20 protein-coding genes are annotated in these 19,988 nt (G+C 37.9%); 8 read left to right on the forward strand and 12 right to left on the reverse strand.

Translation table 11 applies throughout. From position 1 onward, the window contains the following. Positions 1-254: 254 nt before the first annotated feature. Positions 255-2,114 carry a methyl-accepting chemotaxis protein gene (locus tag PVK63_RS06065; RefSeq protein WP_274440037.1) on the forward strand — a complete coding sequence of 620 codons (1,860 nt, stop codon included), beginning with the start codon at positions 255-257 and terminating at the stop codon, positions 2,112-2,114. Positions 2,115-2,275: 161 nt separating this feature from the next. On the opposite strand, the gene PVK63_RS06070 is transcribed toward PVK63_RS06065, so the two are convergent. Beyond that, complete coding sequence (locus PVK63_RS06070; protein ID WP_130087882.1) at positions 2,276-3,226, reverse strand: LysR family transcriptional regulator; 951 nt, start codon at positions 3,224-3,226, stop codon at positions 2,276-2,278. 178 nt (positions 3,227-3,404) lie between these two features. On the opposite strand from PVK63_RS06070, the gene PVK63_RS06075 reads away from it, so the two are divergent. Further along, the gene (locus PVK63_RS06075) at positions 3,405-4,217 is read left to right on the forward strand and encodes an enoyl-CoA hydratase/isomerase family protein (RefSeq protein ID WP_130087881.1); all 813 of its coding nucleotides are present in this window, start codon (positions 3,405-3,407) and stop codon (positions 4,215-4,217) included. An 80-nt stretch (positions 4,218-4,297) separates the two neighbouring features. Next, positions 4,298-5,179: a radical SAM protein gene (locus PVK63_RS06080; protein ID WP_130047090.1), complete on the forward strand. Its 882-nt coding sequence runs from the start codon at positions 4,298-4,300 to the stop codon at positions 5,177-5,179. 84 nt (positions 5,180-5,263) lie between these two features. Here PVK63_RS06080 and PVK63_RS06085 read toward each other — a convergent pair whose 3' ends face one another. Then, positions 5,264-5,566, reverse strand: a complete 303-nt coding sequence (locus PVK63_RS06085; RefSeq protein ID WP_130087880.1) for a DUF3861 domain-containing protein — start codon at positions 5,564-5,566, stop codon at positions 5,264-5,266. A 147-nt stretch (positions 5,567-5,713) separates the two neighbouring features. Between PVK63_RS06085 and PVK63_RS06090 the strand changes: the two genes are divergently transcribed. Together PVK63_RS06090 and PVK63_RS06095 are read left to right on the forward strand one after the other, a co-directional pair. Beyond that, positions 5,714-6,139, forward strand: coding sequence for a MarR family winged helix-turn-helix transcriptional regulator (locus PVK63_RS06090; RefSeq protein WP_165371224.1), 426 nt, complete (start codon positions 5,714-5,716; stop codon positions 6,137-6,139). A 91-nt stretch (positions 6,140-6,230) separates the two neighbouring features. After that, on the forward strand, positions 6,231-7,397 hold the full coding sequence (locus PVK63_RS06095; RefSeq protein WP_130087879.1) for an alpha/beta hydrolase: 1,167 nt from the start codon (positions 6,231-6,233) through the stop codon (positions 7,395-7,397). A gap of 62 nt (positions 7,398-7,459) precedes the next feature. On the opposite strand, the gene PVK63_RS06100 is transcribed toward PVK63_RS06095, so the two are convergent. From PVK63_RS06100 to PVK63_RS06110, 3 genes are all read right to left on the reverse strand, one after another. Continuing rightward, positions 7,460-8,977 carry a peptide MFS transporter gene (locus PVK63_RS06100; protein ID WP_130087878.1) on the reverse strand — a complete coding sequence of 506 codons (1,518 nt, stop codon included), beginning with the start codon at positions 8,975-8,977 and terminating at the stop codon, positions 7,460-7,462. A gap of 343 nt (positions 8,978-9,320) precedes the next feature. After that, complete coding sequence (locus PVK63_RS06105; RefSeq protein ID WP_045103419.1) at positions 9,321-9,506, reverse strand: hypothetical protein; 186 nt, start codon at positions 9,504-9,506, stop codon at positions 9,321-9,323. A 183-nt stretch (positions 9,507-9,689) separates the two neighbouring features. Further along, a complete protein-coding gene (locus PVK63_RS06110; RefSeq protein ID WP_072055429.1) occupies positions 9,690-10,586 on the reverse strand; it encodes a LysR family transcriptional regulator in 897 nt (298 codons plus the stop codon). A 194-nt stretch (positions 10,587-10,780) separates the two neighbouring features. Here PVK63_RS06110 and PVK63_RS06115 point away from each other — a divergent pair, with 194 nt between their 5' ends. Beyond that, positions 10,781-11,665: an SMP-30/gluconolactonase/LRE family protein gene (locus tag PVK63_RS06115; RefSeq protein ID WP_072055430.1), complete on the forward strand. Its 885-nt coding sequence runs from the start codon at positions 10,781-10,783 to the stop codon at positions 11,663-11,665. Between the two features lie 88 nt (positions 11,666-11,753). Here the strand turns inward: PVK63_RS06115 and PVK63_RS06120 are convergent, their stop codons facing one another. Next, positions 11,754-12,752, reverse strand: coding sequence for an NADP-dependent oxidoreductase (locus PVK63_RS06120; RefSeq protein ID WP_130087877.1), 999 nt, complete (start codon positions 12,750-12,752; stop codon positions 11,754-11,756). A 117-nt stretch (positions 12,753-12,869) separates the two neighbouring features. Here PVK63_RS06120 and PVK63_RS06125 point away from each other — a divergent pair, with 117 nt between their 5' ends. Then, positions 12,870-13,769 (forward strand): LysR family transcriptional regulator, encoded by a 900-nt coding sequence (locus PVK63_RS06125; RefSeq protein WP_130087876.1) that lies wholly within the window; start codon positions 12,870-12,872, stop codon positions 13,767-13,769. 173 nt (positions 13,770-13,942) lie between these two features. Continuing rightward, positions 13,943-14,155, forward strand: coding sequence for a D-fructose-6-phosphate amidotransferase (locus PVK63_RS06130; RefSeq protein ID WP_130087875.1), 213 nt, complete (start codon positions 13,943-13,945; stop codon positions 14,153-14,155). 101 nt (positions 14,156-14,256) lie between these two features. Here PVK63_RS06130 and PVK63_RS06135 read toward each other — a convergent pair whose 3' ends face one another. The 6 genes from PVK63_RS06135 to PVK63_RS06160 form a co-directional block, all read right to left on the reverse strand. Further along, positions 14,257-14,508, reverse strand: a complete 252-nt coding sequence (locus tag PVK63_RS06135; protein WP_072055435.1) for a hypothetical protein — start codon at positions 14,506-14,508, stop codon at positions 14,257-14,259. Between the two features lie 119 nt (positions 14,509-14,627). After that, the gene (gene soxR / locus PVK63_RS06140) at positions 14,628-15,074 is read right to left on the reverse strand and encodes a redox-sensitive transcriptional activator SoxR (protein WP_130087874.1); all 447 of its coding nucleotides are present in this window, start codon (positions 15,072-15,074) and stop codon (positions 14,628-14,630) included. A gap of 131 nt (positions 15,075-15,205) precedes the next feature. Next, a complete protein-coding gene (locus PVK63_RS06145) occupies positions 15,206-15,748 on the reverse strand; it encodes a porin family protein (protein WP_130087873.1) in 543 nt (180 codons plus the stop codon). 82 nt (positions 15,749-15,830) lie between these two features. After that, the gene (locus PVK63_RS06150) at positions 15,831-16,247 is read right to left on the reverse strand and encodes a glycine zipper domain-containing protein (protein WP_130087872.1); all 417 of its coding nucleotides are present in this window, start codon (positions 16,245-16,247) and stop codon (positions 15,831-15,833) included. Positions 16,248-16,440: 193 nt separating this feature from the next. Next, positions 16,441-17,502 carry a ribosome small subunit-dependent GTPase A gene (gene rsgA, locus PVK63_RS06155; protein WP_130047086.1) on the reverse strand — a complete coding sequence of 354 codons (1,062 nt, stop codon included), beginning with the start codon at positions 17,500-17,502 and terminating at the stop codon, positions 16,441-16,443. Between the two features lie 409 nt (positions 17,503-17,911). Next, entirely contained in the window at positions 17,912-19,879 is a 1,968-nt protein-coding gene (locus tag PVK63_RS06160; RefSeq protein ID WP_130087871.1) for an alkyl/aryl-sulfatase, read from the reverse strand. Between the last annotated feature and the right edge of the window lie 109 nt (positions 19,880-19,988).

A 19,988-nucleotide genomic window follows, 5' to 3' on the forward strand; every position in this document is an offset into this window, starting at 1 on the left:
TAATATCAATTAATCCATATTCTTGTTAGCTACATAATACTCTCTAAATACACCTTTTAGCGTCAAAAAATGGTGTATTTATCAATTTTTTGTCGTATTGATTTTGTGATTTCGATCTCAAATATATAATTATCCCATTCTATATCAATTTAGTTTCTTTGTTCATAAAAAGCAGGTATGCTCCGCGCGCTAAAAATCGAACTAACCAATACGGTTTTTAAGTAGTTATATTTAATTTGGAATAAACATAAATCATGATAAAAAAAATTGTTGCTCTATTCTTTGTTATTATTAGCATTTTGCTTGCTTTTACTTTAGTTATTTCTAAACCATTTTTGGATGACTTTAAAAAAGATAATATGGATCACGCCAATGTATTAGCGTTGAATGTGATCACAGCCAGTTACAATACCGTCACAGAGGGGTTAATTAATGGTTTAAAATCATTATCTTACTCTGTATACACAGATCCAAACAAAGGGTTTGATGAGGAACGTATTCTACAAGATTTAAAAAATATTGTTGCCACCAATTCTGCTTATAAAGACATCATCATCACAACTCTTGATGGTCGTGCATTTGCTGCATCAAGTAATGGATGGAACAAAGGATTCAACGCTCGCACAAGTCAAAGAGAATGGTTTACGGCTATCATTGATGACAAAAAAAGAGCTCATATTGCTCAGCCTTATAAATCCAATACGAATGAATATGATTTCACCGTTAGTGCACCTATTTTATTGGATGGCGAAGTCGTTGGTGTTTTAGCTATTGTTGCAAACCTAAACGTATTAATGCCAAAAAATGGAGTTGAATTTAGTATTACCACGCAAGATGGTTATGTGGTTGCTATTGATGAAAGCTCACAAGATTGGTTAGGAAAAAACCTATTTGACGTAAGACCAACCTACAAAGACGTAACAACTGAGCCAACGTTACTGGTTTCTCCAGCAGGCAGTACTTACAGCTTATTTAAAACGCAGCTGAACCACGGTTTAGTCGGATACATTTTTACCAACCAAGGTAAAACCGTTGATAACGCCGACATGATCCGTAATGCCTTAATTATCGTATTGATTGCACTTGGGACCGTTTTAACTGCTGCTCAATTTATTGTGGTTCGTCGTGAATTGTCACAAATTGATACGGTTGTGAATAGCATTAAACAGATGGCAGATGGTAACTTCCAAGCAATCAACATTCCAAAAACGGGCAATGAAATTGATTTAATTTCAGCGTCATTACACCAATTACAACAGCGTATTTGGAACGTTATGACCTCTACAACAGACATTATGGCCCAATTGTCTGCACACCAACAAAGTATTACATCAAGCACAGCCAATAATATTAAGTGCTCTGAATCTGAGCTGAATCATATTGATTTAGTTTCTATTGAGATCAATGACATGGCTACAACAGCTAATGAAATTGCAACCAATGCTCAGTCAGCAGAAGAGAATACAAGTGCGACATTAATGCTTTCATCAAGCAGCTTAGCAACGCTACAGCAATCATCAACGATTGTGGATCAAGTAACGGGCTCGGTACAAGAATCGGCATCTATCTTTGGTGAGTTGAAAACATTATCTGACAACATCAGCTCGGTTGTAGATGTGATTGGTAATATTTCAGATCAAACCAACTTACTGGCATTAAATGCGGCAATTGAAGCGGCACGAGCTGGTGAACAAGGACGCGGCTTCTCTGTGGTTGCAGATGAAGTTCGAGCACTTGCGGTAAAAACTCAAGATTCCACAGCAGATATCCAACGCATTATTGTGACGCTTCAAGCGGGTGTAACAAAAGCAACGAATGCGATGGGTACCAACTTACAGTTGACCGATAAATTATCGGTGATTTCACAAGATATTGAACAAGCGTTCACGGATATCTCTGCAAAAGTCTCTTTACTTTCTGATATCAATTCCTTTGTTGCAACGTCATCAGAGGCACAGTTTGTGGTGAACCAAAGAGTGACTCAAAATATTGACGAAATAAAGAAAATGGTAAGTGATAATGTATCTGGTGTGCAAAATACCATTGATGCTAACCGTGAAATGGCTTTATTAGTTAATAACTTAAATGAAGAAATCCGTTTCTTTAAAATATAAATAAAACAAATAGAGTAAATAACATATACCGCTCCGATGGTTATTCGAGAGCGGTATTTTATCCCTCAGGCAACTTTATGATGGATAAGTGATAAAAAATTTAATAACAAAGCGTTACTCTACTTCCCTTTCTCATTACTCTTAAAGCTCTGCATAAACGTTTATTTCTTACTAGAATACATAACCTCAAAGTTCGGTATATTTTTCTCCCAAACCGGGGAATCCTCTCCAATAATTGATTTTAAAACATCGATAAATAACTTAGTTTTGATAGGCGCATCTCGGTGTGGGTACACAGCATAAAAAGTGCCAAAATCTTCAAGGTTCAAATGCGTCATTATTGGGATAAGCTTGCCTTCAATAATTTCGTTTTCAATCATTTGGGCTGTGACTACAGCAAGCGTATTACCTGCTACCGCGCTTTTTACCACCATTTCAACATCATTTACTTTATACGCGACATTCAAATGGAATTGCTGTTCAACCTTGTTTTCATCAAGGTAAGTAAATTTATCAATAAATAAACCGGGAGCCGCATAAATCGTCGCGGGTAGAGATTCTAATTTTTCAATCGTCTCTATTTTCCCATGCTGTTGAATGAAATCAGGCGATGCGACAATTAACAAACGACTTCGGGCAATCTTACGAGAGATCAAACTGGAGTTCTTTGGTCTACCAATACGAAAACCAATATCAAAGCCTTCCTGCACAATATCAACCACTCTGTCTTCTAATCTTAGCTCGCATTTCACATCAGGATATTGCTTCTGAAAAACAGAGATCGCATCTTGAACGTACTGACGACCAAACATCATTGAACTGGTAATTCGTAATATCCCTCTTGGCTCTGAATGGTAGTTCTGCGCTAAACGGTGGGTATTATTCAATAAGTCACGTAACAGTTTTGCTTGGCTCACCATTTCATTACCTGCTGCTGTTAATGATAACGAGCGCGTGGTGCGGTTAAGTAAGCGAACCCCTAACTCTTCTTCTAAGCGACTGATCTGCTTTGATATGACAGAGCGATCTAGATTCTTTTGCTCGGCAACATTAGTAAAAGAGCCAAGTTCAGTGACTTCTAACAATAAAAGTAAGCGATTAGAAAAATCCATTTGAGCCTCACGATAATAAATAAAAACACCATTGGTGCAATATTAGCATCAATCTTATGCCATTAACGGTATTTTTCTCACCTAATGGATTGCTTATAGTTATCTCACTGACGGAGAGGATGACCTTTCAACGTAACCATATTTAACTAGCCAATAGGCGATTTAGAGGAAGTACATTATGAAAACATTATCAATCACTAATCAAAATGGTATCGCAACAGTTGCTATCAACAACCCACCAGTGAATGTATTAACCATTAATCTAATCAACGAAATTAATGAATATGTACTTTCTTTAAAAGATGACCGAGAAACTAAAGTAGTGGTGTTTAAATCACTGCATGAAACCTTCTTTTTAGCGCATCTTGATCTGAACGTGATTAATGGCACGCAAGGCGGTCAAGCAGCGTCTATTGAGTTCAACCATATGATCATGAACATCAAGGCGATGAAACAAGTGTCTGTTGCTTTGGTTGATGGCGTGGCTCGTGGGGGCGGTAATGAGTTTGTTATGGCGTGTGACCTTGCTTACGGCACTGAGAATGCAGCGTTTGCTCAACCAGAAGTTCACGTAAATATCCCTACTGGCGGCCAAGGTGCGGTTCAGTTTGCAAGAAGAATGGGTAAAAACAAAGCATTACAAGCTCTTCTATTAGGTAACGATTTCACAGCACAACAAGCTGAGAACTTAAATATCATTACTCAATTTGTACCTAAAGCAGAAATGGATAACTTTTTAGCGATGACTTTAGGTGTGATTAGCACATTAGAAGTGCGTGATATTGTGATGTACAAAGAGATCATTGCAACATCAATTAAAGATGAAGACGCGGGCGCAGAGCTAGAGTTACGTTACTTTTTAGAGCGTGCTAAAGAGCAAAAAACAGCCGCTATTATCTCTGCATTTTTAAAACATGGCGGACAAACAGAGCGTGAAGCAAAAGATATCCAAGGTATTTTTGTTGATACGGCGGCTGAACTGTCTAAATAAAATTAAATCACTCCATTATTAGCCGTCGTATTGGCGGCTAATTATCGTTGAAAACTAACATAATACTGCGAAGGTAACTCATGAGATACGAAGGTGATATTTATCGTCCGCCGCCAGAGGCTGACGCTTATATTTTGCAATGTACGATTGGTTGTTCTTACAATAAATGTACCTATTGCTCAATGTACAAAGATGTTCGTTATAGAGTTCGTCCTATTGAGGACTTAAAAGAAGATATCCGTATGGCGAAAGCGGCATTCGGAAATAAAGTCGAAAAAGTATTCTTAAGTGATGGTGATGCGATTTCATTACCAACAGAGATGCTGTTAGAGATTTTATCTGAACTTTATTCGGCTTTTCCAAAGTTGACACATGTAAGTACCTACGCAGGGCCACAAAGCACGCTTGATAAAACATTAGATGAATTCAAACAACTGAAAAAAGCTGGGTTAAGCATGACTTACCTTGGCGTTGAATCGGGCTCTGATGAGGTTTTAAAAGCGGTTCGTAAAGGGGTTAACTCGGCAGAAATGCTCGCAGCAGGTCAAAATATTGTAGAAGCTGGCATTAAACTGGTTGCTATGGTGATGATTGGTCTTGGCGGTAGCCCTGAACTATCTAAACGTCATGCGTTAGAAACCGCGCAATTAATTAACCAAATGAACCCGTATTTATTGGGTTTATTAACCACGGTTCCAATGGAAGGAACGGCACTGTTTAGACAAGTCACTAAGGGCGATTTTAAACTGCTCGACCCTTATGAGGTACTTGAGGAGATCAAACAGCTATTAGAAACCTTAACCAATGATGAGCTATTGATTGATAGTACGCATGGCTCAAACTTATTACCAATAAAAGGTAAATTAAGTGAGGTGAAAGCAGACACGATCTCGCACATTAATCACCATTTATCTAAAAAAGATAATAACTTAATTGGTAAAGCTTATGTTGGTCGGTTTTAGCTGACATATAAAAAGGGCGGTATTCGCCCTTTTTATCAATTGAAAATAAGCACATGTTGCAGCTACATTATTTACTGTTAAGCACTATTTCGATTTCACTTTACTCTTCAAATTCTGCATAAAGTTTTTAAAATGCGGCATAAAGTCAGCAAACAATTCATGTTTACGGTTTGCCATCATCACTGGGCCTAATAAACGCAATGCTACGCCTACCTTTGTTGCAGTCTCAGGCTCTAAACCACTCTTTTTCTTTAGATTATCAACAATATTAAATACATCTTCACGATCTTGAAATTCAAACACTAATGATTGAGCTGTTTCTTGCTCTGGTGTTATCTCTTCAATGGTCACTCGGTAACACTTATCTTTTCTAATTTTAGGGATCATAGTTCTGCCTTCTAATAATCTTAATTGTGTCGTAAATAACAACAAACCGATTTGAACTTCCTCTTGAAAGAGCTCTCAATTAAGTTGATAATATCAACTATATATTTTTAGTTGACAATATCAACCACTTTTAATGGCGAGATTTTAATGTCACAAAGAAAATCGTTAGATAGTTTGTTCACCTTAGTACATACGTTAAAACGTAATTTGCATGATCAAATTGAAGAATTACATCTTGGGATCACCCCTATGCATGTGCGAGTTATCAAGATCATTAACCACAAACCACACTGCACAGCCGTTGATATTGCTAACTATTTAAACCGAGATAAGGCTCAAGTCACACGCCTTTTAAGCAGTTTACTCACGCAAGAGCTCATCATAAAAGAGCCAAACCCTGAAGATAAACGCAGCCAATGCCTTCGTATCACTGAAAGCGGAAAAGAGATAATGAAAAAAATCTCAGCCATTGATAACACAATGTTTGAAAAAATGTCGATGGACCTTTCAGAAGCAGAAATTGCTGAATTTAAGCGTGTTGCAGAGAAAATGGCTAACAATCTTAATAGCTAATCGCCTCAAATAAATCAAAACGAATAAAGACATTAAATTATCGAGCGCAGAATATGCTTAATCGTCACTTTTTATCATTTAAGGAATCGTCGTGCGTAAACTCATTATGTATTTAACTTCGCTCTGCTTGCCACTGCTTATTCTCGGGTGCTCTGCTTTCTCTAAGAATCCTAAACCTTTGCATTTATCTGAACAGTATTACAATTATCTACAGCCTTCATTTGATCAGTACTTAGTGGAAACCAAAGATTGGCTCTCTCTACATCGTGCTTTTATCTCTGATGATCATGAAAAAGAGTTAGCAATGAACATGCCCTTTGAGCGTGGTGATAAAAATTCAAAAAAAGCGATCTTACTGGTACACGGATTAGGCGATTCTCCGTACAGCTTTAGTGATCTTGCTACGACATTCTCAGAGCAAGGGTTTTATGTGCAGATTCTTTTACTTCCGGGGCATGGAAGTAAACCAGAAGATATGCATTTAACTACCTATCAAGATTGGCAAAACATTGTTGACCACTACACTAATCTACTGAAAAATGACTATCAAGAAGTGTGGCTAAGTGGGTTTTCAACTGGCGCTAATTTAACAGCAATTCATACATTAAATAATGAAGGCATTAATGGTCTTGTTTTTATTTCACCCGGTTTTGAATCACTAAACCCTACATTAGAAAAACTAAGTTCAATCGTTTCTGTATTTTGGGATGGAATATCGAAAAAAGAAAACAACTTTGCACGATACAGCTCAATATCCATGCACGGTATGGCTCAATACTCGAATAGTGCCGTCGCATTTAGAAAAACAATCACGAATAAAAAAATCACAGTGCCCACTTTAATTGTGATTAGTGAAGCCGACAGCATTATAAATTCACAAGCGACCACGGAATTTTTCGCAGATAAATTTGTAAACCCTAACAACCACCTAATTTGGTACGGCGAGCAACAAAGCTTGCAAATAAAACAAAGAACTCAAGCATACCCTATGAAATTAGACGATTTACACATCAGTACAGCATCACATATGAGCCCATTATTTTCGCCTAACAATAGCTATTATGGGAAAGAAGCAGAAAAGCTTATCTGCACTAATAGTTTAGATGAAGAACAAACCCAATCCTGTAAACAAGGTAAAAATGTATGGTTCTCCGCATGGGGTTATCAAGAAGAAGGAAAGGCTTACGCACGACTTACGTGGAACCCATACTTTGATAATTTAGAATACGAGATAAATAGACTAGTGCAAAAAAATTAAAAAGGGCGATAATCGCCCTTTTTTAATTATAAATATCTAGCTCGTTTACTTAGTGAACTACATTAACTTTGTACTTCAGGTTTCATTAATACTTCCGCTTTTTCTTCGGCTTCTAACGCTTCACCACGAGCGATTAATCTTTGAATCACTTTAGATAACCCTAACGTCAGAACTGCCATAAATGCCGCCACTTGCGCTAACATATAAAAGTAACTGGTATATACCGTCTCAACTACTTCTGGTGTAAATACGATATCTTTAGGCAACGCGATTTTAGTTGCTATTACCGCCGCTAAAATACCACTTAATGAAATTGCCACAGCACGCAAACCAATCGAGAATGCAGCAAGGTAACGTGGCACCATTTCAAAAATAAACCCAGCGCCTAGTGCTCCAACGATAAGCTCTGCGCCTGATTGGAAAAAGTGAACAAATAAAATCCAATCCGCTGAAATTTTACCATTTTCACCCATCGTACCTGCCGAGAACCCCAATAAACCAAACGCAATTGTTGTGAGCATAAATGCCCCTGCAATTTTGGTTGGGATGGTTGGTGAGTAGCCTTTACGATCTAACCATGCGTAAAGTTGGATCATTGGTCCACCAAGCACAAAACACCATAGCGGGTTGAACGCCATGTTCGACTCAGGGTGAATTGGAATAAAGCCAAGTAAGGTATCATCCATTAAATTAATGGCGTACATGTTCATCGAGGTAAACATTTGACCATAAAAGAAATAGAACACGATTAAGATACAAACGGTGATCAGCACTGCCACCATTTTATATTGGAATGCGCGCGTTGCTTTTGTTATCTCATAAATAAAATAACCAATAGCGCCAAAACCTAAGGTATAAAGAATGTATTTTCCTGTATCAAGATTCGAGAAAATCCAAAAGATTAGACCTAGCATAGCCGCAGAGCCAGCAAAAAACATTATCCACGTTTTCAGTGATAATGGCGCTTTATCGAGATCATTACCCACACTCACTAGCTCTTTACGATACTTATAAAACATCAATAAATTCAGTGCCATTAAAATAGCTGATACGAAGAAAACACCTTGATATGCTAGATAAGTGATTAAAAAAGGAAAAAGGTATTTAGCAGAAAAAGAACCAAGGTTATTAATTGAATAGTTAACCGTAAGACCTTGCTGGAAAGCCTCGCGGTTCGTCTCTGAATAAGAGTTACCAAACAATACTGTTGGACAAGTTGCCGATAAACCTCGAGCAAAGCCAATTAAAGCGATGGCTAAAATACTCATTGGAATATTCAATTGACTTGCTCCCACCCCTAGCAGTAAAAAACCCGCTAAATAGGTTGCATAACCAATATAAACCGCACGAAACGCACCAATAAATTTATCTGCTAAAAAACCACCAACCGCTGAAAATACAGGCCCAACTGCACCAAACGCTCCCATCATCATGATAGTGTCGGCTTCACTGTAATTAAGATCATTAAGGAAGAATTTAGTTAAGAGAACAAAGGCACCATAAAAGGCAGCACCCCATAAAAATTGTCTAAGAATGAGAATTTTAGCTATCGTGGGAAATCGCGCATTATTGTCTTGCATACTACTACTCCAGAATCATAATGACATTATTAACACCTACTTTTTGTAAGTGTATTTTGGTCTTTATATCATCTGCTCACTTCACCATTTGATACGTAAGTCTCAAACTTAAGTGTCAATTGATTCTCTTTTGTAGAATGAGAACTCGCTCTTGATTCTATTTATTTATAACTAATCATAGTATTAATTAAAGGTATTCTAATTAAATTTGCTTAATTTAATGGTTTTATTAACTAATAATAAAATACCATTTAGATTTTTATATTCAAACTTTTATCAAAAAAAAGGACAACCATTAAATGTATGATTGTCCTTTACGTTTACAACATTGTATTTCTTGTTTTTACTCAACAGGCAGTAATTCAATAGAATCCTGATTAAGAGATTGCCTGAAGAAGTCAGGCATGGATTCCATCGTAAATACAACCGCATCTTCAAAAATGGTTGTGGAACCGCTAAGTGTCCAATAAGAACTTCCTTTATGAGTGTTCACTTTCACCTTAAAACGCGTTGGAGTGGTCGTAACCATTTTTCTATTCCTTAAATAACATACCAGATCATGCTACCACTTCCATTTTATGAAACCAGACTTTTGCCTTATAAATAGTAAGGTTTTTATCACTTGCAACTAAGGTGAAACCTAATAGACACAGGTTACTACTACTTTATTTAACAACAGTGCATAAAAGGCCATTATTTAAAATTCAAATCCTTATATCGTATATAAATGATTAGATTCTAACCATTGAGTTACAACCTGATTAAAGGTAACCAATTTTTTAGGCGTAACTCGTCTTTGTGCATATACCATACTGAACTTATGAGCCTTAACTGACCATTCAGGAAAAACCTGAATAAGCTCATTACTTTCAAGAAGCTCTTCAACTAAGTAATAAGGTAGGCTTGCAATACCTACTCCTTGCAAAACTAATTCTAATATTGAACTGTAGGTATTTGAGCTAAGAGTACCTGTAACTTCAACATTATACTTCTGCTTACCTTTAATTAACTCTAACTGATTCCAACGTTCATTCTGGCTATTAAGAATAAAATCACATCGATGTATGTCTTCAATTACATTCTGCTCATAATTTTTAACGTAACTGGCACTAGAAACCAATACATTTCGAATAAACCCTAGATCTTTGGCTACAACATCATTGGGTAATTCATCATAAGCCCTAAAAGCCACATCAAAATCCCCCGATTCAATTTTCTTTTTCATAGGACCAAAATCAAGAACTAAATTTATTTTAGGGTAAAGCTCTCTAAAAGAAGGAATGATATGACGACATAACGCTCGTCCAAACTCTATTGGTGCCGTAACTTTCAAATCACCACTCACTTCTTGCGTAAGATCCTTGATGCGCATTTCAGCTTCAATGGCCAACAACTGAATTTGTTTCGCCTTAGTATACAACTCTTCTCCAACCTCGGTAAGGCTAATGGAACGAGTCGTTCTATGAAAAAGTTTTGTATTCAATGTTTCTTCAAGACGTTGAACATGGCGAGAAACCAAACCTTTAGACACATCAAGAATCTCTGCAGCTTTAGTGAAACTGCTCTCTTCAGCGACAACAAGAAAGGTTTGTAAATATGTCAAATTCACCAATTAACCCCATTTAGTAAACAATGAGTTCATTTTCCATTGTTTTTCTGCCAATAGCAATCCATTAAGATAAAAAAATAAACAATGTGTAGAACGTAATAAAAACTTTAATTATTACTGTATTAAACGCAGTGCTTAATAAAATTAAGGCAAAAAATTTATTCACCACCGATATAATTTAAGAGATAAATCAGATGAAAAAGACTTTATTTATAGCAATACTAACCACTTTATCCATGAACGCTTCGGCTCACTCTGTTGTACAGAAAAACCCAACCCTCGTTGGTGATACGTTTGGTTTTGTCGAAGGCCCAGTATGGGATGTGGATCATCAGCGTTTTTTATTTAGTGATATTCCAAACCATACAACCTACTCGTACGATTCTAACGGAGAACTGAGCGTCTTTGATAAAAACTCGGGTTATGCAAACGGTCTTGCTATTGATTCTAAAGGCAATCTATGGGCTGCTCGCCATGATAGAAAATTATCTTATAGACAAGATAATGGCGAGAAAGTCATTGTTGCTACATCATTCAAAGGAAAACCATTAAATAGTCCAAATGATTTAACAATCAAAAGTGATGACAGTATTTGGTTTACCGATCCTCCGTTTGGTATTCAAGGATATGGCCCACAAAAAGCAAAAGAAGATCAACCAGTAAGAGGTATTTACCGCTACTCAAATGGAGATCTTAAGCTAGTATCAGGAGAAATAACATTACCAAATGGTATTGCTTTTTCTCCTGATGAATCTCTTTTATACGTTGCCGACACTGTCGATGGTTGGGTATATCGTTTTGATGTAAAAGGAGAAAAAATCACAAATAAAACTCGCTTTGCTATCGTTAAAGCACCTTCAAACTCTGAAATAATGGCCGATGGTATTGCCGTTGACCAGAAAGGTAATGTGTATGTGGCAGGGCCTGGTGGTGTTGGAGTATTTAATAAAGAAGGTAAACAACTGGATTATATTGCGGTCGATGCAGGTCACATAAGTAACGTTGCTATTGGTGGTAAAAATAAAGATCAATTAATGGTAACGGCATACAATAAAGTTTTATTGTTCAAGCTAAAATAATCCTCTACTGCACTAGCTCATTAGTGAATCCAGAATCCGAGAGCATAATCACTCTCGGATTTTTTATTCAAACAAGATAACGGTTGTCTTACAGCTTAACGAGCAACTTGCCTTTATTTTCACCGGTAAAGAACATATTCAAACCAGACATTGCGCTTTCTAAACCATCCAATTGGTGAGTTCGGTATTTCACTTTTCCTTGCATCACATATGGAGTTAACTTTTCTAATAACGCAGGAACATTGCCTAGATGATCTGGCATAGCGAAGCCTTGGATCATCACGCGTTTCTTAATCAGGTTAATCCAGTTTGGTCCTAGTGCCGGCTCTGCTGCTGTATAATCCGCTATCATGCCGCATACAACGATTCGCCCGTGCGTGTTCATACGATTAAAAATATGGTGTTGAATTGGGCCACCTGTATTTTCAAAAAACACATCTACACCCTCTGGCGTAAGTTCTGCCAATTTAGCTTCTAAGTCGTCTGTTTTGTAGTTGATAGCACCATCAAAACCCAATTCATTCACTATCCAATCGGCTTTTTCATCACTGCCTACGACACCAATGACTCGTAAACCATCTGCTTTGGCTAATTGACCCACAATTGAACCAACAGAGCCTGCAGCACCAGTAACAACAAGAGTTTCACCTGCTTGTGGTTTCGCAATATTAAACAAGCCTTGTGTTGCGGTTAAACCCGGAAGTGCGAACACGGCCAGTGCCATCTCAGCACTTACACCTGCTTGAACTTTATTGATACCTTGTCCATTGGTTACTGAATATTCCGTCCAGCCCATCATGCCCATGACGGAATCACCAATAACAAAATCAGGATGGTTTGATTCAACGACTTCACCAAAACCGCTTGAGCGCATCACTTGACCTAACTCGACACGCGGAATGTAGCTATTGGTGTCAGGGCTCATCCATCCCATCATGGCTGGATCTAAAGACATATAAGTTTGCTTAATCAGAATTTGTCCTGGGCCAGCCGCTGGGATCTCTTTTTTTACCACTTCAAACAGCTGTGGGCCGATTGGGTTTCCATCTGGGCGTTGGCTCAATTGAATTTCAGTATACTGACTCATAACATTTCCTTTTTGTTGTTAGTATTCGTGCGAGTGATTACAGTATTACTTATGTTTTTCATTAGATATAGAGGGTAATATAGGAAGGTCTATTGTTAAAAAGGCAATAATAAAGTTATGGATCAATTACGGGCGTTAAAATACTTCACCGCTACGGTAGAGGCGGGAAACTTCTCTTCAGCAGCCAAAAAGTTTGGTGTTCCTGCATCTTCTGTCTCGCGTCGCATTGCCGATCTAGAGGCGTCTCTCGGTGCTCAATTATTGAAGCGAACGACTCGAACCGTCTCTCTCACAGAGGTTGGCTTGCAGTACTACAACCAAGTCACGACACTAATTCAGCAATTAGACCAATGTGACAAAGCAGTAAAAGATTACCAAACCACCCCAACAGGCACGCTTAAAATCAGCTCCATGGTGGGTTTTGGTGAGCGTATTCTTGCCCCAATATTGGATGAATTTACCCTTCGATATCCAGATATTGTTTTAGATGTAGAGTTGAACGATCAACTCTCCAAATTGGATAGAGACGATGTAGATATTGCAATTCGTGGGGGCTATGCGCCAGATGAGCGTGTGGTTGCGATTCATCTTATGGATAATCAATTTATTCCTGCTGCCTCTTCTGCTTATCTTGAGCATTACGGTTACCCTAAGAGTACAAAAGAGTTACCTAACCACAGAGGCTTGTTCTTCAAAACACCGCATGGCCCAACGCCTTGGTTAAGTGAAATAAATGGAGAATGGCAAGATGTCTCTGCACCAAGTTTACTTACAACAAATAATGGCCAATGGCTGGCAGAGAAAGCGATAAAGGGCGCAGGAATAATCATGATGCCACGCTGGGTGTTGCAGCCTTATTTTGAGCGTAATGATCTCATTGAATTGCATTTTAATGAGCCATTAAGCATTACTCGAAATCAAGATCTTGGTGTTTATATGCTGTATCAAAAATTGGCTTACTCAACCCCAAAAGTAAAAGCGGCGGTTGATTTTATTGCGGCCAGAATTAAAAAATAAAAAACCATACTTTATTAGATAAAAAAGTAAAGAAGTTGCCTTGGTTTTTCTTTAATTATCAAATAGTAAATCTTACTTTCCACACCTAGAAACTAAACTTTGATGTAGCTCAAAAAACAACCTAGGAATTAGGCGTAAGTTGGATCGACATTACATTTTTTGAGGGAATAAAAATGACGATACCAACCGTTTACCGTAGAGATATTCTCGGTTTAGTTTTACTCATTTCCATTGTTTTGAGCACTCTTTATATTCTTTTGGATGTGCTGGCTTTGTTTGCCTACCTAAACCATGAGAAAGAAATCGCATCGACCTTCTTTCATCAATCCTTTTATTTTCTGGTATTTTTCATCCCACCCTATTTTATCGCTAAGTACATCAAATAAATGGATGTAACATTTACTTTTTTCATTTGCATGATACTTATCTCTATTGTTTCTAATTACTTTTAAATCTAATTAGAAACAATAGCTCTAATACAATTGAATTAATGCGTGGTACGGCTTGGGCCATTACGCACTAAATCTTGTCCTGTTTGGAATACTTCTTCTGTTACCCAACGAGACAGTAGTAATTGATGCTTATCATCCAGTACTGCAACAAAGCGACGACCATCTTTATTGTTTGTTGCCATTGCAATGCCTGCAACGTTTGTTAAACCAAAACCACCATTTTCAACAGAGATTAAAAACGTTTCTAGATCTTCTAGGTTTGTGATCATGCTTGCTTCTTGGTTCATATTGGTATTCTCTTCTAAACTCAATCGATAATCACAGAATGGTACGGTTTTTATCTTATCAAGGCAATAATTGCTCTTGTGTATATTGGCTCTTTCTATCTCTAATGCCCTACTTTTCTTTATTTCGATAATATCCGCTGCGCTCCACTGCCTTCTTCGTGCAAAATGTCATCAGGATTCAATAACTGACACTTTTCCATACTTAAACACCCACAGCCAATACAACCGGTAAGGTTCTCTTTTAAAGATTGTATTTGATGTAACTTAGCATCGAGATCTTTTTGCCACTTACTGGCAACTTTCTCCCAATCCTGGATTGTGGCTGTTTTTCTCATCGGTAAGTCTTCAAGCTCTTTAGCTATTTCTTCTAACGTAAAACCGACAAGTTGAGCAACCTGAATAAGCGCAATTCGACGAAGCATTGAGGGGTGATAACGACGTTGATTGCCAGAAGTTCGAATAGACGCTATTAATTCTTTTGTTTCATAAAAACGCAAAGCAGAATGTGCGACTCCACTTCGCTCAGACAATAACCCAATGGTTAGTAGTGTTTTTTCATTCAGCATTTGTCACTCCCTGACTCTGTATAAAGATTAAGTTAACTTTACCTTTATACATGCTGTTACAGATAAAAAAACAGCCCTTACTAAAAAGTAAGAGCTGCTTCTAATCAAAGGCTTGTCGGTTCAATACTAAATTAGAAACGGTAACCGACTGTCAGAGATAACTGATCTACATCTTGATTATCTACATTAAAAAAATCATAACGAAGATCTGTATATAATCCCATATCAAAATTAGCACGAGCGCCCATACCACCCATTAATGACATTTCTTTGTAAGAGTAATTATCACTTCCAAACGACTCTTTTGCATTTACTCTTGCTAAACCCACTGCGCCATACGGCTTTATCGACCATCCTTCAAGCTGGAAAGTATAACCAATATCTGAATCTACTTTTAATGCGCTGCTATTTAAATCAACACCATATTTACTACCATTATTATTCTGATATGAAGCATTAAGGCCAAAGATTTGGTTAATGTCATAACCATATTCCAGCTTAATTCCATCCCCATAGTCTAAACTATGGTTATTAAAAATCATGTCAGTATTTGAATAACCACCACCAACACGGTGACCACTAAACTCATTATCATCAAAAATAGACGCTGAGACTGATGGCGTTAACGCTAAAGTAAATAGACTAGCTAGTAAAAATTTTGGAGTGTTGTTCATAATAAATCTCGCTTAATTGGTCATCGAATCCATTCAATAAATTGGTTTAAATTAATTATTTTAAAATTGGATAAGATAAAAATTAGCTTTCTTCATTATCTTGCTTGTTCTGTTCTTCTAGATCCGCCAACTGTTGCTCTAACTCGCGGATTTTAATTTCGGCTTCAAGTTCTGCTAAACGTTTTTCAGTATCACTGCGGTTATCTTGTGAATGTCCATCCGCTAAAACTTGAACATCTTCACTGTTTCGAGAGTCTTCTAAATCTTTCATTGAGCCTGCAGCACCACCAGTTACGCCGCCAACTGCAGCTCCTTTTACGGCTAACCTTGCATCACCGGTTACGGCGCCTAAGGTTGCACCAACTAGTGCTCCACCAACCGCACCTCGGTTTCTTGCTGCATTTTCGTTGTCAGCATCCATCGCTGGTGACGCACATCCTGTGACAACAAAGGTAGAGGCAATGAGTACTGCTTTTACTTTATTGTTTAGGAATAACATAAATGACTCTCTCTGTTTTGTGGGGACAGGTGAATAATAAGAGAGATTGAGATGATTGAGAATTGAACGTTAGTTATAGCGCTAATAACCACTGTTTATCACGATATGGTTAATTAAAGGCAAAATACGTACAAAAAAACCGCCAATCAAAGACGGGCGGTTTATTCATGTATTTGTTATTTACAATACCGTATTAATAGGCTGCTGACTCATAACCTTTTTTACGAGAACGAGCATCAGCAATAGCGCCATGCACCATTTTTCCAAACGCTTTATCTTTTGCACGCTGCTCAGCTAAACTTGCACCATTAATTGCTTGTTCACGCATCAATTTTTGATAACTGACTAAGCGACGTTCTTCAAGAACACCTGATTCAACCGCTTTTAGCACTGCGCAACCTGGTTCAGAGGTATGAGTACAATCACCAAAGCGACAGTTATAAGCAAGATCAGTTATCTCACTAAAGGTTGCACTTACGCCTTGTTCGCAATCACTTAACTGAAGCTCACGCATTCCAGGAGTATCCATTAATAGACCACCTTGCGGCATTAGCTTAAGCGCTCGATACGTTGTTGTATGACGGCCTTTACTGTCATCTTCACGTATATCGCCAGTCTCTTGAGCTTCAAAGCCAAGTAAACCATTTACCAATGTTGATTTACCAACACCAGATGAACCAAGGAAAGCGATAGTCTGTCCATTTTTACAGTAGCTATGTAGAGCAACTAAATCATTCGAATCAAGTGCATTTACACTGTAAACACTCATCATTCGATTCAGTTTTTGAACTTGATCTTGCTTGTCATCTGCATCATCACATAAGTCTGCTTTAGTTAGTACCACAACTGGCTCTACTTCGGCTTCTTTTGCTATAGCAAGGTAACGTTCGATACGACTTAGATTAAAGTCATTATTTAACGAACACACGATCATGACGCTATCTACGTTTGCTGCGATTAATTGCGTTGCAACTTTTGATCCCGGCGCTTTACGATCAAACAGAGATTGTCTATCTAGTACGCGTTGAATTCGTAGATTTTCATCAAACAATACCCAATCACCGACACAAACACGATCATCCCCTGATGGTGGTAATAAGCTTGCTTGGCCTTGCTCACTCAAAACAATAATACTGCTTCGATGCTGCTCAATAACTCGACCTGTCTGCAGATCTGTTAAGTCATCTAGAGTCAGTTGCTGTTGAAAATAAGGACGCCAGCCTAGTTGTGATAGTGTGAGAATTTGCTCACTCATTTGTTGCTCCATACATATGGTAGATTGTTTACCATTGATAACCGTTAACACATCAATGGTAAACACTCTTAAACTGTAAATTAACGCTGTTTTAAGTGGCTTTTTAACGAAACGAATAGTAGCACCATACATTTAAAAAAGAGCAATAATACTTTTTCTATTAATGCTTATTTTCATCATTTTAAGACCTTGGTAGCAATTATTTGACTTAACGTCTATTTACCTCAGTGCGTTTACTATCGAATTCTCAACGCCATAAAATATGGTCCTATCCCTCGCTGATGTAAAACAAGTTAACCTTGTCATTACGATAAAAATAATTAATGAACCATATGGTCATATATAACAAAAAGCCCCATTGAATCCCTTCATTCAATGGGGCTTGGTACATCGTTATTTCATCGTCTAATTATGGGGTAACTACACCAAACCATAGGTTAAACTGATCAAATATCGACATTAGTTGCTGGAACTGAGCTTGATCTGAAACACTAAATTCACCTGCTTGCATTTCATCTTTCAATGTCGCTTTCTTCGTCATCATGTTCTCAAATGCTTGACGCGACAGAGTGATATTTAAGTCTGCATTATCAAATTGAGTTCCTGAGTACGATTTTAATACTGAATTACTTAAATCCATTGAGTATTTACCGTCACCTTTCACATTGATATTCACTTTCATATTCATGCCTTTCGCAACATCAGGTTTTACTGTTACTCCTAGGTATTTCATGAATTGGTTAAATGGCATATTTACAGCAATCGCTGCGGTATTTGGTGTTGCTACCGGTTTAATGCCATTACGTAGCTCTTTAGCACCACCTAAATAATAGTTTCTCCAAGGGCCTGATTCAGATTGATAGCCAAGTTGCTCCATTGCATCAGCTTCTAAATAACGCGCATCCATATTTTTAGGATTAGAGAAAGTGACATTATTAAGCAGTGTCACAGCCCAACGATACTCACCTTTTTTAATCGCAGCTTCTGCAAGTTCAACCACTTTTTTCTCGCCGCCCATCGCTTCAACGTATTTGGTGCCTTCTTCTGTTGGTGTTAATGGGTTTAGGTTTGCAGGGTTACCATCCCACCATGCGCCAAAGTAGTAATCATAGGTTGCACGAGCATTGTGTGAAACCGTGCCGTAATAGCCGCGGTTGTACCACTCCTTGCCTAATGAATCCGGCAGTTTAATGGTCGCTGAGATCTCGTTAGGCGTATAACCTTTATTTGCTAAACGTAACGTTTGATCGTGTACATACTTATACATATCACGAGTTTTCGCTAGCTGGCCTTTGATGTTCTCTTGGCCCCATGTTGGCCAATGGTGAGAAGCGATCATCGTATCAGCCTTATCTCCATAAGTGTGTAGAGCTTGATCAACATAAGTCGCCCATGAAGAAGCATCACGAGTTTTTGCACCACGTAAGGTCGAGATATTGTGAATAGTATGAGTCATCACCTCTGCAGCCATCATGGTTTTATATTGAGGGAAATAAAACATAAACTCAGAAGGTGCTTCTGACTCTTGAGCCATCATGACTTCTAAATCTACACCATCAATTGTCATTTCTTGGCCAGTGTGATTTGCAATTTCTGTTGGCTTCACAATACCTGGCGAGCCAGATGAGGTCGTTTTACCTAAACCACCATCAACCATGCCTTTGTTATTGGCATCAAGAAGGTTGCCATACATATAAGATGAGCGTCGAGACATGGTTGTGCCTGCCATTAAGTTCTCTGCAATTGAATGCGTAAAGAAGCCCTCTGGGGCAGCGATAGTTACATTACCATTATCGATGTCTTTTTGCGTTGTCACACCTAAGATCCCACCAAAGTGGTCAACATGAGAGTGTGTGAAAATAACCCCAGTCACTGGTACATCTTCAACTTTCTCTTTTAACAGCTTAAGACCAGCGGCGGCCGTTTCTGGTGAAATAAGAGGATCTATTACTATCCAGCCATCGTCACCACGAATAAATGACATTACGGATAAATCAAACCCTCGAACTTGATATACCCCGTCTTTAACTTTAAATAACCCATTGATATTATTTAATTTAGCTTGACGAAGAAGCGATGGGTTAATGGTTTCTACACCGTTATCCTGATTAATGAAATCAAACTTTGAAAAATCCCAAATCACGTTACCTTGCTTATCTTTAATGGTTTTTTCTGGCCAAGTAGCAATAAAACCGCGAGAAACATTTTCGAAATCGGTTTTATTATCAAAATCTAAATAGTGTTTAAGTTGATCGTTTTTTTGAACGGTAAATTCAGTGGCTTCTTTTGGTAAGTTAGTTGTAGGTGCAGCAAATGCAATTGCTGGTGCCAATGTGGTAATTATCGCAAGTGATACTATAGATTTTTTAAATAACATAATTCATCTCTCTATAAGTGCGAACAACTCATCTTGTTCGTCGATAGAGAAATAATAGGGCGAGCCAGTTAAACGATCGATAGCGTCACTTTTAAAAGTGGATTTAGTT

Origin of the sequence: Aliivibrio sp. S2TY2 (assembly GCF_028765525.1) — a bacterium.
Classification (GTDB): domain Bacteria; phylum Pseudomonadota; class Gammaproteobacteria; order Enterobacterales; family Vibrionaceae; genus Aliivibrio; species Aliivibrio finisterrensis_A.